At 39.5% G+C, this 13,054-nt stretch carries 11 protein-coding genes; 7 read left to right on the forward strand and 4 right to left on the reverse strand.

Features of this window, described 5'->3' with window-relative positions:
* Positions 1-25: 25 nt before the first annotated feature.
* Positions 26-859 (reverse strand): 1,4-dihydroxy-2-naphthoyl-CoA synthase, encoded by an 834-nt coding sequence (gene menB, locus RMZ42_RS30485; protein WP_322674929.1) that lies wholly within the window; start codon positions 857-859, stop codon positions 26-28.
* A gap of 140 nt (positions 860-999) precedes the next feature.
* Between menB and RMZ42_RS30490 the strand changes: the two genes are divergently transcribed.
* From RMZ42_RS30490 to RMZ42_RS30500, 3 genes are all read left to right on the forward strand, one after another.
* Entirely contained in the window at positions 1,000-1,836 is an 837-nt protein-coding gene (locus RMZ42_RS30490) for a DUF2887 domain-containing protein (RefSeq protein ID WP_322674930.1), read from the forward strand.
* Positions 1,837-2,102: 266 nt separating this feature from the next.
* Complete coding sequence (locus tag RMZ42_RS30495; RefSeq protein WP_322674931.1) at positions 2,103-3,017, forward strand: hypothetical protein; 915 nt, start codon at positions 2,103-2,105, stop codon at positions 3,015-3,017.
* A gap of 26 nt (positions 3,018-3,043) precedes the next feature.
* Positions 3,044-3,706: an alpha-ketoglutarate-dependent dioxygenase AlkB family protein gene (locus RMZ42_RS30500; RefSeq protein WP_322674932.1), complete on the forward strand. Its 663-nt coding sequence runs from the start codon at positions 3,044-3,046 to the stop codon at positions 3,704-3,706.
* Between the two features lie 51 nt (positions 3,707-3,757).
* On the opposite strand, the gene menD is transcribed toward RMZ42_RS30500, so the two are convergent.
* Positions 3,758-5,506 (reverse strand): 2-succinyl-5-enolpyruvyl-6-hydroxy-3-cyclohexene-1-carboxylic-acid synthase, encoded by a 1,749-nt coding sequence (menD, locus tag RMZ42_RS30505; protein ID WP_322674933.1) that lies wholly within the window; start codon positions 5,504-5,506, stop codon positions 3,758-3,760.
* A gap of 167 nt (positions 5,507-5,673) precedes the next feature.
* On the opposite strand from menD, the gene folB reads away from it, so the two are divergent.
* The 3 genes from folB to RMZ42_RS30520 all read left to right on the forward strand — a co-directional run bounded on the left by folB (position 5,674) and on the right by RMZ42_RS30520 (position 9,045).
* Complete coding sequence (gene folB, locus RMZ42_RS30510; RefSeq protein ID WP_322674934.1) at positions 5,674-6,042, forward strand: dihydroneopterin aldolase; 369 nt, start codon at positions 5,674-5,676, stop codon at positions 6,040-6,042.
* A 1,089-nt stretch (positions 6,043-7,131) separates the two neighbouring features.
* On the forward strand, positions 7,132-8,415 hold the full coding sequence (locus tag RMZ42_RS30515; protein WP_322674935.1) for a diguanylate cyclase domain-containing protein: 1,284 nt from the start codon (positions 7,132-7,134) through the stop codon (positions 8,413-8,415).
* A 69-nt stretch (positions 8,416-8,484) separates the two neighbouring features.
* Positions 8,485-9,045 (forward strand): sugar O-acetyltransferase, encoded by a 561-nt coding sequence (locus RMZ42_RS30520; protein ID WP_322674936.1) that lies wholly within the window; start codon positions 8,485-8,487, stop codon positions 9,043-9,045.
* A 2-nt stretch (positions 9,046-9,047) separates the two neighbouring features.
* On the opposite strand, the gene RMZ42_RS30525 is transcribed toward RMZ42_RS30520, so the two are convergent.
* Both RMZ42_RS30525 and RMZ42_RS30530 read right to left on the reverse strand, forming a co-directional pair.
* Positions 9,048-9,428 carry a calcium-binding protein gene (locus tag RMZ42_RS30525; protein ID WP_322674937.1) on the reverse strand — a complete coding sequence of 127 codons (381 nt, stop codon included), beginning with the start codon at positions 9,426-9,428 and terminating at the stop codon, positions 9,048-9,050.
* 305 nt (positions 9,429-9,733) lie between these two features.
* On the reverse strand, positions 9,734-10,729 hold the full coding sequence (locus RMZ42_RS30530) for a DUF1517 domain-containing protein (protein ID WP_322674938.1): 996 nt from the start codon (positions 10,727-10,729) through the stop codon (positions 9,734-9,736).
* Between the two features lie 1,062 nt (positions 10,730-11,791).
* Here RMZ42_RS30530 and RMZ42_RS30535 point away from each other — a divergent pair.
* Entirely contained in the window at positions 11,792-13,012 is a 1,221-nt protein-coding gene (locus tag RMZ42_RS30535) for a glycosyltransferase family 4 protein (protein ID WP_322674939.1), read from the forward strand.
* Positions 13,013-13,054 lie beyond the last annotated feature (42 nt).

Here is a 13,054-nt window from a genome sequence, read left to right on the forward strand (position 1 = left end):
TTTAAGGGGGGCGATTTTTGCAATTCTAAGGTAGCCAAGGAAAAGAGCGAAAATCTGGTGGACGCTTTTCGAGAAAGGCTTGTTTTCCCTCAGATCCTTCTTCTGTCATGTAATAAAGTAGGGTGGCGTTGCCAGCAAGTTCTTGTAAACCAGCTTGTCCGTCACAATCAGCGTTAAAGGCGGCTTTGAGACATCGAATTGCGATCGGACTTTTTTCTAAAATCTCTTGCGCCCATTGAATCCCTTCGGTTTCTAGTTGTTCCACTGGAACGACGCAATTAATTAAACCCATTTCTAAAGCTTGTTGTGCATCATATTGACGGCAGAGAAACCAAATTTCTCTAGCTTTTTTTTGTCCCACGATGCGGGCAAGATAGCTGGCTCCAAAACCACCGTCAAAACTGCCGACTTTCGGGCCCGTCTGTCCGAAAATGGCATTATCGGCAGCGATGGTAAGGTCGCAAATTAAGTGTAGGACGTGTCCACCACCGATCGCATATCCAGCCACTAAAGCAATCACCACTTTCGGCATCGAACGAATCAGCCGTTGTAAGTCCAGCACATTCAAGCGAGGGATGCCAGTATCATCCACATAACCCGCATGTCCCCGCACGCTTTGATCGCCACCAGAACAGAAGGCATATTTACCATCAGTGTGGGGGCCATAACCAGTAAATAGAACAACACCAATAGTAGTATCTTCACGAGCATTACAGAAAGCGTCGTACAGTTCAAAGACGGTTTCAGGACGAAAAGCATTGCGTTTATGGGGACGGTTGATGGTGATTTTCGCAATGCCATCAGTTTTTTGATACAGAATATCTTCGTAGGTTTTGGCAGTTTGCCAGTTAATTTGCATTGGTATGGAGTGCGCTGTTGCTTCAAGAATTTTATCGCGGACGTAGGGACAAGCGATACCTGCGGTAGGCTACGCCTACGCTAAAATTGGTGTCTCAAGCCTTTACAATCTGGTAATTGTCTGGGTGTTGAGGAATAAAAATGCGGCGCGACACCATTTTCTATAAATTATTTAAGCAATTTCCGGGTTTGCTGTTTGAATTAGTAGATGAACCACCTCCAGAAGCAGAAAATTACCAGTTTGAATCAGTTGAAGTGAAAGAAACGGCGTTTCGGATTGATGGAGTATTTTTACCTCCGGCTGATGCAGTTTCCAAAACCGTATTTTTTGCAAAAGTGCAGTTTCAGAAGGACGAAGACTTATATCACCGCTTCTTCAGCGAATTGTTTTTGTTTCTCTACCGTAACTCTATTCGTTACGATGACTGGTTTGGTGTAATAATTTTTGCTTCTCGCAGCCTAGAACCTTCTAACTCAACAATTCACCGCGCTTTGTTGGAAAGTGGCCAAGTCAGGCGGGTCTATCTGGATGAGTTGGGGGATTTGCGAGAACAACCTTTGGGATTGGGTTTGATGTTGCTGACGAATGTTACTTCTGAAACAGAAGCAATGGAAGGGGCGCGGTTTTTGTTAGAGCAAGCACGGCAACAGTCGGAGCAAGCGATAATTGATTTAGTGACGACGATTATTGTCTACAAGTTTTCTAAGCTTAGTCGAGAGGAGATTGCAACGATGTTGGGACTGAATTTGGAAGAACCACGGGCGATTCGGGAAGCGAAGGAAGAAGGACGAGAGGAAGAAGCGCGATCGCTCATCTTAAGACTATTAAACCGACGGGTGGGTGAGTTTCCTGAGTCGCTTCAGCGCCAGATTCAAGGGTTATCGGTGGAACAGTTGGAAGCTTTAGGTGATGCTTTGTTGGATTTCTCTACTCTTGCTGATTTGGAAGGATGGTTACAAGGTGAAGTAAGCGGGTAAGTTTTACCCGGAGGTGCAGAGGAGAAGAGCGATCGCACTCCGTAAAATAATGATGGCTACAAATAAAGTTTCCCCAAGTGAAGAAGCATACGAAGCGGTGGAACAAAAAGTGCGATCGCTTGTCCTCTGACTGTTAAAACGACTATTCCCTGCTTTGTTTCCAGCTACGCAGAAATTCATCATAATTATTGAAATCAGTATTTATACGGTTTTTATCTATATGTAAAAAAAAGAATATGATATCCTACTTTAATAGGATCTTTTACATGGCAATTACTTTTTTTGAGTTACTGAACCCTATACTAAATAAAGAAATAGCTTTTATTTCAAATCAGTTAGAAATATCTATAGATGAAGTCTATCAACTTATTTTAGATGAAGCTGAACGTAACCAAACAGAGTGGTACTCAGACAGAGTTCCTGACCTGAACTATGAAGAACCTGCTTGCCGACTTGCGTATTTATATATTGTTGCGGCTGCTAATGCTAGTACCTTTCAGTACGTTATAGAATCAAATAAAGATTTGCTTAATTATGTTTTAGGAATTGCCAAAGAGCGTCATGAGTTGAAAATTTGTGCCTTCGGTGCTGGCCCTGGTACAGAGTTAATGGCAATGGCAAAGTTTTTTGAGACACAAAAACTTGGAATTTCTGTTAGTGTAGATTTTCAACTACTCGACAAGGTTAAAGAATGGGCAAGCTCATGGTACGGCATAAGAGAGCAAGTTAATGAGTCATTCAAAAATCTATATGGTACTAATCGCTCGAAATGGCCAATAATCCCATCAGGTAATCTTTTACCTTGTGATGTTACCGATTTGGATCAATTACCTTATCTTGGAAGTGTATGGGGTCAAGATATATATGTATTAAATTTTTTATTGTCTGAAATATTTAATGACAATCCTTTATTACGCTCATTTTTAACTCAAGTTGTAAAATTTGCACCTACTGGAGCAAGGTTTATTTTTATAGAAAGACGTGGCCCTATGTGGGAACAACGTATTAAAAATATTGCTAAAGAATCAGGTTTAACTCTTTCTCCCTTCATGGAGTCACGTTGTGATAGACTAGTTAATGAAGAGCCAAGCAATTTAGGTCAAATATATGATGCTATTCAAGAAAGTAGAAAGCCGCGTTTGACTTGGAATGTTGTATACAGTATTGGCGTTAAGCAATAACCTAGAATAAAGATTTCATTTATTGAATGAAATATGATACCGATACTCAATTAAGCCTGAACCTTTGGCAGCAATCTGCACATACTCCACACTTGCAGGTAGAACAACTTTCTGTACCTGACGCAGAAATTATATTTTATCCTAGCTATTTTACAGTGGAGGAAAGTAATGAAATACTCCAAAGATTATTCACAGAAGTTAATTGGCAACAAGACAAAATAAAATGCTATGGCAAAGAGATAAACTTACCCAGACTGACTGCATGGTATGGTGACGCTGGGAAATGTTATACATATTCAAAAATTAAAATGAATCCAATATCTTGGACACCAGTGTTGTTATTAATAAAGAAGAGAGTTGAAGAGATAGCCCAACTCTCTTTTAATAGTGTTCTTCTCAATCTTTACCGTGATGGCAAAGACAGTGTTTCTTGGCATTCTGATGATGAGCCGGAATTAGGGAAATATCCAATTATTTATTCTATTAGTTTTGGAGGTCAAAGAAAATTCCAACTTAGACATAAATTCGATAATAAATTAAAAAAAGTAGAGCTGGTTTTAACTCATGGTAGCCTTTTGATTATGAAAGGTAAAACACAAGAATATTGGCAGCACCAAATACCGAAAACCTCAAAGTCTATGATGCCAAGAATCAATTTAACATTTAGAATGATCAATTGTTTGACCTAATCGGTATATCTCATACTGCTATTTAGCAATATCTAACGAGATACTTAAATATTAAATATATGCGGCAAATCTCCTCAAGTTTTCCTGTCGCCACTTGGCATCAGCTTTGCGATTTGTCTGCAACTCCAAAACCCGAATTCCTGTAGCTGGGAGCGGGTTTAATCTTTGCTGCAACTGCTCCCAAGAAGTAATGAATTCATGTTGCACATTATAAGTAGCGCACAACTGAGCAAAATCAATATCCTGGGGAGTGCCAAAAAACTCTTCAAACGGTGGATCAAACTTGGCAATGGGTAACATTTCAAAAATCCCACCGCCATTGTTGTTGATTAACACAATCGTGAGATGTCCGAGAAATTTATTGCGGATTAAAAAACCATTGGTGTCATGTAACAGGGCTAAATCTCCGGTTAACATCACACTACTTTGCTGGCGATGGGCAATTCCTAAAGCTGTGGATAAAGTGCCATCTATGCCATTTGCACCCCGGTTAAAGTACGATCGCACTCCTAAATTATTTGGTTTCCAGAAATATTCCACATCCCGCACAGGCATACTATTGGCAATAAACAGTGGCGTTCCGGGCGGTAAAATCTGAGAAATTAACCAAGCTGCTTTACTTTCAATGACTTCATCTATTTTCTCCATCGTCTGGTCAACAACTAACCTAACCTTAGTTTCCGCATCACACCATTGCTTTCCATAGTCTGAGGATAAAGATAAACTTCTCTCCTCTGCCTTTATGTCTTCTACAGATATCCGTAAATGCGTCGTTCTCCCGTGCAAAGGGTCGAGGTTTTGGTCGCTAGGGTCAATTACCCAGCGTCGCGGTTGAGTTGCATCTATCCAGTTACGTAGTTCTTTACTCGTAGGCATTTCACCCACCTGAATCACCATTTCCGGCGCTAGCTGCTTTGCTAGTTGCTGATTTCGCAAAATCAGGTCATAAGTGGAAATCAAATAAGGGTTGAGTTCGGCATAATTTCTGACTGGGGAGAGTCCCTCTGCTAGCACAGGCCATTTGAGAGTTTGGGAAAGGTGCGCGATCGCTCTACAATATTCCTCTGGTTGCTGTGGTTGAGCAACACCTGCGATAATAATGCCGCGATCGCATTCTTTCCATTCTTTGGGAATGGGGAATAGGGCATAGGGCATGGGGCATGGGTTTGCTATTCTTGCGAAAAAGTCTTCTGATTCTAACTGCGATCGCAAATAACTCAAGTCGGTTCCATCAGGAACAGGTGCTAAGGGATCGCGAAAGGGAATATTCAAATGTACTGGCCCCTTTGTAGGAGTTTGCGCTCTTTCCCAGCTATGAATTACTGTTTGTCGCAGGTAAGCTAGCATTCCCAGATCGGCGCAGGGTAAAGCTAACTCTGTTTGCCAATTTGGGTAGTTTCCATATAATCTCAATTGATCTACAGTTTGCCCAGAGTGACAATCTCGCAATTCTGGGGGTCTATCGGTAGTTAATATCAACAATGGGACGCGACTATACGAGGCTTCAATGACTGCTGAATAAAAATTTGCCCCTGCTGTACCAGAGGTGCAAACAATTACCACAGGACGTTCGGTTGCTTTAGCTTGTCCCAAAGCAAAAAAGGCGGCGGAACGTTCATCAAGAATGGAAATCGCTTCAATCTCAAGTGCTTGTTGAGCAAAGGCGATCGCTAAGGGTGTAGAGCGCGATCCAGGGCAAATAATAGCACAAGTCAATCCCAACCGCTTTAAGGTCTCTGTTAAAATATAAGCCCAAAGTTGATTAACATTCGTATAAGCGATCGGCATTAAATCAAACATAGCTATAAAACAATCTTAAATTTTAGATTTTGTCTAGGGAAATTCAATTTAAAATCCATCAATGCGGTGTTGAGTTCCATCACCGCCACGCGAGTTTCTGGGAAAGAAAATCTCCAAGCAAACTTGCTGAACTTTCTACAAAATGCACAATTTGCTCTCAAACTTTTATGGACTGCATTCATTTAACGGGAATTCGCGGCTATGGCTACACTGGGTATCTACCAGAAGAACAGGTGCTAGGACAATGGTTTGAGGTGGATGTGAGGTTATGGTTGGATATCTCCACAGCGGCCAAGACTGACGCGATCGAAGACACTTTAGATTATCGCAGCGTCATTAGCTTGACACAACATCTGATCAAAACGTCTAAATTTGTTTTGGTGGAGAAATTGGTAACAACGATCGCAGATTCTATCCTCCAAGAGTGCGATCGTGTAACAAAAGTCCAAGTCACTCTCAGCAAACCTGCCGCACCTATTCCAGACTTTGGTGGCAGAATTAGCATTGAACTGACTAAAATCAAGTCCAACCTTTAATTCACAAAATGTGTTTTTTTGCAATATCTATCAGCCAGCAAAGAACAGGGGGTTTACGTGGAGCTTGGAAGTGTCTCACAATAAGAATCTTTCCTGCCATTGGCACCAGTACCTATTGATTAACAAAAAACTAAAAAATACCGCGAACGGCTGATAAACATTTAACTTACATATTTTTAGAGGAGAGGAATTGTGATTAAGTATTAACCAGAAGCTGTAGGGCTAGTATTTTATTTTTAAAATACGCTTAGTGGCGTGGCAAGGCTAAAATAGTGCATTAAAAATATCTCAGCTATTGATATGTCAGACACATAACTATTTTTATATTGCACATATTTAGGCTTACCATGCTATTACAATACAATAATACTGAGATTTTTTTAATTATGGTTGTTAGATGAATATTTCTAAGTAATACGAGTTGACTGCTCATTAAATATTTCAGATAGCTTAAACTCTCATCTAGAACTCCTCTGATATGATATAAAAGCTATTTTTAGGTAAAGCAGCATCAAACTTTTTAATCAAAGATTAAAATTAATTATTATTAATAATTAAATTAATGTAGATTAATATATTATATCCAAAACACTCTAGATTTTTTTAATTATATTAAAGTAATATCCTGTGATTTTATGAAAAATTTTTCTTGATTAATTTGTATATAGATATTATACTTAGTATTTATACTTTCCCAATAGAATTATTGTATACATTTTAAAATCAGTTTTTGAGTGCTTGATAATTGCATTCTAATTTTGATTTGCTGTTAGTAGCATCATATTAGCTACATAAATTAATCAAAATTAGCTTTGATAATCATATATAGCAATCCTAAATGAGATCCAAACAAATATGTTCCCTGTTAAAAGTTCCCTGTTTCCTGCCTCAAAGGGTAGTTTGTAAATCAAATAGGATTTCTATAAATTTCTGGAGATTAATAATATGATGCTATTTACTCATTAGTCAGTATTAATATCAAGTAAGAATACAGGATAGTTAGAGATTGTTTATGAGAAGATAAGCACTTTTGACTTGAGTTGACACTGACAACAAGAATCTGAACTTTAGCAAACAGGTTATCGTAACATGTTCGCCCGCAAAATCTTAATTGTTGAGGATGAAAAAAATCTAGCCTCAAATATTAGAAAAAGTTTACAAAAATTAGGTTATTTAGTATCAGAAATAACTGAGTCTGGTGAGGAGGCAATAAAAAAGGTAGCAGAAAATCATCCACATTTAGTATTAATTGATATCTGTCTAGCTGGAGAAATAGACGGTTTCCACGTAGCTGATATTATTCAGAATCACTTTCATGTGCCTGTAGTATATCTAACGGAGTATTCGGAATATAAAAGATTACATAAAAATCAGCTAAGTGAGCCTTTTAGTTACATAGCCAAACCATTTATTGAAAGTGATTTACATTTTGTGATTGAAATGACACTGTACAAACATCAGAGCAAAAAAATATTATACGAAGAAAAACAGAGGTTGATGGCAATTATTAATAGTATGGGCTGTGCGGTGATTGTTACCTATGCAAATGGTTGTATTGAAATGATGAATCCCATAGCAGAACTAATCACTGGTTGGAAGCAAAGTGAAGCGTTGGGGAAAGATTTAATAGAAGTCGTTAACTTAGTTAATAAAGATGTAGGAGAAAAAATTGAAAATTTAGCTACTTATGTAATCGAAGCAGGTGAAATTTTCAATTTACCAGAAAACTGTACATTGATTACCAAAGATGGTAAAGAAATAGCGATTGGAGATAATGTTGCACCTATCCGCGATCGAGATGGCAATATTACTGGCGCGGTTTTAGTGTTTCAAGACATCACTAAACGTAAGCAGACAGAGGCACAACTGATCCGCAATGCATTTTATGATGGGCTAACAGAATTACCTAATCGTGTTTTATTTTTAGATCGGCTCAGACAAACTATTGAACGTAGCAAACGCAGAAGCGACTATTATTTTGCAGTTTTATTTTTAGATTTAGATGGCTTCAAAGAGATTAACGATCGCTTTGGGCATGGAATAGGGGATGATTTTTTAGTAGCGATCGCTAGACGTTTAGAGTCATGCTTACGTAGTGGCGATACTGTAGCACGATTTGGTGGTGATGAGTTTACTGTTCTTTTGGAGGATATCAAAGACATTACCGATGCTACCAATGTTGCCAAACGTATTCAAGACTCCTTAAGATTGCCAGTTAACCTGAATGGATATCAATTATCTGCTACAGCTAGCATTGGTATTACTTGGAATTTTAGTAATTATGAGGAGCCTGCAACTCTACTGCGGGATGCTGATATTGCGATGTACCAAGCTAAACGGCAGGGAAAAGCTACTTATGCCATATTTAGTTAAGGATGGAATATGATACTCTAGCGGCTACTAAGGTTATCATACACAACCGAGAAGCCCCATAATTCTGTCATGGAAAAAACCGAAAAACAGAAAATGCTCGCAGGCGAATTATATCTGGCCGAAGATCCAGAATTGGCTGCCGAAAAGAACCTAGCCAGTCGTCTGTTGCGAAAGTACAATTCTACAACCGAAGAACAGCAAGAGCAACGGCAGCAAATTTTGCAAGAATTATTTGGAAAAATCGGTCAAAAAGTAGCAATTGTGCCACCCTTTCACTGTGACTATGGCAGTAATATTTTTGCTGGTGACAAATTGTATATGAACTATGGCTGTGTAATTTTAGACTGTAATACAGTTCACATTGGTGAAAATGTTTTGTGCGCTCCTTATGTGCAAATTTATACTGCTTATCATCCTATAGATCCAGAAATTCGTCTTTCTGATAGAGAATTAGCTGCCCCAATTAACATTGGTAATAATGTCTGGATTGGTGGCAATGCAATTATTTGTCCAGGCGTAACTATTGGTGATAACACAACCATTGGTGCTGGTAGTGTAGGTGTCAAAGATATACCTGAGAATGTTGTCGCTGCTGGCAATCCTTGCCGCGTCATTCGGTATTTATCCTAGGTTTAAAATTTATAACCTCTAGCAATCCAATAGAGCCAGTCTGCGATCGCGTCTTGAGTTTCACTGTCAGCATCAATGGCTGCTATTTCAGATAATTTTGCAGAATATACATCATCATCCTTACCATTAATATAAGCCACTTCTACATACATATCTTTCAAGCACTCATCATCTGGGGCCATTCCCAGTACTTCCACTTGTTTCTCCTCGACAGCACCTGATTTGCGTCCCTTCTTAGTCCATGTAGCCATAAAGGGAAAATTCAAAGTCTCTTCAAGGTAGTAGTACCAACCCATAGCTCGGTCTTCTTTGTCTTCAGCATCTACAACAATCTCTGTTTTAATGCGATGCTCTCGGTTTTCGTCGGCTTCAACACTAGGCATAAGATAACACTTTGCGTATAATTCATTTTGATAATACTACCAAAATGTTTCTAAAATCATACTTCAATATATCTATGATGTCCGCTTAATTACTTATTAACCTCCCAAAACCCCACCCTTTAATCCCCTCTTTGCAAACTCTTAGGGGTGGGTGGGGTGAAATGGCTGTGGGAATCATAACTAATTATCTGTAAATGATATAAACTCTACAAAAAACCGCTTGTCATTGACAAGCGGTTTTCTAGTTATTGTTCTTAAGGGGAACTTATTCGTTGCACTAAGATAGATGCAAAATTTTTCAGAAATTAAACAAGTCTCAAATCTGGATAATTTGCTAACACATCATCAGATGTGAGGGTATCATTTTCAGCTTGAGGAGTCCAAAGAACTTCAATTGCTAGAAGCTTGTCGCTAGGGATACTACCAATTTGCCGTAAAGCTTGACGCAAATCATCAGCACTATTGATAGCTGTGGGGATGTCAAACTTACCTAGTGTCGCCGCCAGCAAGGTGACAACAATGTATTCGCCAGGGCCTTCGGTAAATAGGCGGGTGGGGTTGTCGAGTTCGCCAGCTGGAGGTAAAGCATCTTTAGCTCCAGCTGCTCTTAGCTGGTTGTTGACATTAGAAAGAGTTTCTTCGCTAAACTTGCTGCGTTCTGCCAGTGACAGCCGATTAAACTGACTTTCAGCTGAATTTAAACTGGCTTGTTGAGTGCCACCGCCTGCATATACAAAGTATTCTGGATGGCGGAGTAAAGCTAGACTGGCTTCTTGGAGAATTTCTGCTCTACCTTCGGGGGTGTTAGTATCAGCAGTTTCAGCAATGTGGTTGAGTTCATTTTGCAATTCACGCGCTTGAGCTAACAAACCTACTTGCAAACGAGTTACAGAAACAGGAGAGTTACTGCTGTAATCTGCTTCTGGTGTTTCACCGCTAGAGACGCGGCGGAAAGTTTGCAATAAGAAATTAGCGATCGCAAAGAAAATTAAGATGCTAAACAGACCACCAAATCCTCCGCCAATACCCCAGAAGGGAAGTAGGAAGGGAAAGCCAAAGCCACCACCAAAGCCACCACCGTAACCACCCCCAGGATAGTATCCGCCTCCGCCAGGAGGTGCATAGGTGCGCGGTGTATAGGTGCGGCTAGAAGGCGCTCTAAAGGAGCCACCACCGATACGACCCCCACTGCGGGCTGCTAACGCGCCGTCAGCGTGACCAAGAGCCAAAGCTAACACCAAGCTTAGGGCTAAGAAGGTTTTTAACAGCGGTTTGATGGTTTGTTGTAGTTTTTTACGCATAAGACAATCGCTTGAAAAACGAAATTATTATTTATCATTTCTCCCGATGGTGGGAGCAGTCTTGCAGGATGTTGCTAACGCTAGCCCGTAACAAGCAAGTTTGTAGCATTCACGTAGTATTACCTTTTCGAGGCTACATATTCAATTTACCGCGTCTTATCTTGGGTAAGTAGCGATCGCAGGGGGGATTTCTCGACTGGGGAACCGTACCGGAAGACATGTTTATCCTCACAGAAATTGCGATGTCTATGATGCGCTACGTCTACGGGCAATGGTTTGCTATGCCTCGGACTAGTTTCAGACTACAGTTTTGAATTATACAGATGATTTTAATTTTTAGTGATTATTTTGACTAATTTTTTAATCCTTCACTGAATAAGTAGTACTACTTCTGAACTTATTACAGGATTTACGCAACTGGCATATCATCTTATTTTCAGTTCGTAGTGTTCGCGTAGCGTCTCGCAGAGAGGACTAAAGTCTTCAAAATAAGGGCTAGAGCCGCTTACTACAAACTACAAATCCGATTTTTTTGTGACTTGCGTAAGTCCTATTATTACTCAATATTTAGCACGGGCAAAACGCCTAGCTCCCACCAACAGCACTCATTAATACATTTAGAGGCTGATAATTTACGTGTACGTAGAAAGATAATAAGTGTCTGTAATCCTTATAATTTTTCACAATAGACATAATGTTGCAACTAAGTAGCTATAAAAATTTTGGCATTTTGGCACATCTACTTTAAGTGTTTAGGATATTTTATTGAACGTAGCTAAATTTCGGAATTTTCACAGCAGATGTTTACTGAGCATTTTCGCTACAAGTGTTAGCTTTGATTTTTTGTTCATTATGCACAGAAACTCTCAAAGAATGAGAAATTTGCAACAAAAATAAAATCAACACAACAAAAAAACAATCTTTTTGGCTAATCTTCTAAAATAGGCTTCAAATTTGTCTACCAAATTCGTTTTAAAAGAAATAAAATAATAATGATGGCTTTGAAAGTAATTCTAATTGTAAATATTAAAAACTATTTGAAATATAGTCATCAATTTTATTATGGAACATATTTCTCAACTAACAGCCGAAATCAGAGATAAAGCTGCATACCCAGATATCCTAGTCATATCCCGGATCTTTCTGCCGAAAGAAGCTGTAATTGGGGAATATATCTACAATCGTTGTCTGCAAGATCCAGAACGAATAATTGTACTGGCAGCTAGTTGCTCGGGAGATCGAGTATTTGATAAGAGTCAACAGTTTCCTGTGTATCGCTGGTATTATCCTAAATATTGGCGTAGTGGCTATGTGGGAAATATCCTCAAACCTTTGGTCAATATCGTCTGCTCATTTGTCCTAGCAATTAAACTCTATTTTCGCTATCACTATCGTTATATAGAGTGGGGCCACGGCTATGATTTTCCTTCACTGTTGCTATTGAGCTATTTGTTACCTATTCGCTTTTTTATCTATCTGCACGGCAACGATCTTCTTTGCACTTTACACAATCCCGTGCTGCGATCGCTATTTAAATTAACACTTCATAGAGCCGAAGGCATTGTTTGTAACAGTTCTTATACAAGAGATTACCTCAGAACTGCTTTCCGATTAAATACTCCTACCCACGTCATTAACCCCGTAATCAGACCAGAAAAATTTGGTAATAATGTAGCCAGTCCCAGTAGCCTTGATGATTTACGGGTTCGCGTGCGTCAGGCATACAACATTCCTGATTCAGCAATAGTGATTCTCTCCATCGGCAGACTAGTAAAACATAAAGGTTTCGACCGAGTAATTGATAACATCCCAATATTGCTAACTTTTGGGGTTGATGTCCACTATATACTCTGCGGGCAAGGGCCAACTGAGTCAGAACTGAAATCTCTAGCGCATCGTTTGCGAGTAGATAAGCGCGTCCACTTTGCCGGATATGTGCCAGAGCGAGAATTAGCAGGTTATTATGCAGCTTGCGACATATTTGCCATGCTGACTTTATCAGATACTAAACCTAATAATATGGAAGGTTTTGGTATGGCTTATTTAGAAGCAAGTTACTTCGGTAAGCCGATAATTGCCCCTCGTTTAGGTGGTGTTCTAGATACAGTTCAGCATGAAGAAAATGGGATACTCGTTAATCCCAATTCTGGTTATGAAGTTTTTCAAGCTTTCAATCGGTTGTGCAAAGACCAACAACTACGCGAGCAACTCGGTCGTAAAGGTAAAGAATTAGCCAAGCGTAAAACTCTCCATCGCTCGCTTTATAAAGCAGGCGTTGCATAAATGCGGGATGAATCATGGAAACACGGGTATTTCTCTATACTT

The sequence above is a fragment of the Nostoc sp. DedQUE05 genome, from assembly GCF_034530955.1.
GTDB lineage: Bacteria > Cyanobacteriota > Cyanobacteriia > Cyanobacteriales > Nostocaceae > Nostoc.

Bases quoted from the DNA above. Each gene is read 5' to 3' on its own strand.
- RMZ42_RS30495 (WP_322674931.1), top strand. From the start codon at position 2,103: ATGGCAATTACTTTTTTTGAGTTACTGAACCCTATACTAAATAAAGAA.
- RMZ42_RS30525 (WP_322674937.1), bottom strand. From the start codon at position 9,428: ATGCCTAGTGTTGAAGCCGACGAAAACCGAGAGCATCGCATTAAAACA.
- menB (WP_322674929.1), bottom strand. From the start codon at position 859: ATGCAAATTAACTGGCAAACTGCCAAAACCTACGAAGATATTCTGTAT.
- RMZ42_RS30535 (WP_322674939.1), top strand. From the start codon at position 11,792: ATGGAACATATTTCTCAACTAACAGCCGAAATCAGAGATAAAGCTGCA.
- RMZ42_RS30500 (WP_322674932.1), top strand. From the start codon at position 3,044: ATGAAATATGATACCGATACTCAATTAAGCCTGAACCTTTGGCAGCAA.
- RMZ42_RS30530 (WP_322674938.1), bottom strand. From the start codon at position 10,729: ATGCGTAAAAAACTACAACAAACCATCAAACCGCTGTTAAAAACCTTC.
- RMZ42_RS30515 (WP_322674935.1), top strand. From the start codon at position 7,132: ATGTTCGCCCGCAAAATCTTAATTGTTGAGGATGAAAAAAATCTAGCC.
- menD (WP_322674933.1), bottom strand. From the start codon at position 5,506: ATGTTTGATTTAATGCCGATCGCTTATACGAATGTTAATCAACTTTGG.
- RMZ42_RS30490 (WP_322674930.1), top strand. From the start codon at position 1,000: ATGCGGCGCGACACCATTTTCTATAAATTATTTAAGCAATTTCCGGGT.
- folB (WP_322674934.1), top strand. From the start codon at position 5,674: ATGGACTGCATTCATTTAACGGGAATTCGCGGCTATGGCTACACTGGG.
- RMZ42_RS30520 (WP_322674936.1), top strand. From the start codon at position 8,485: ATGGAAAAAACCGAAAAACAGAAAATGCTCGCAGGCGAATTATATCTG.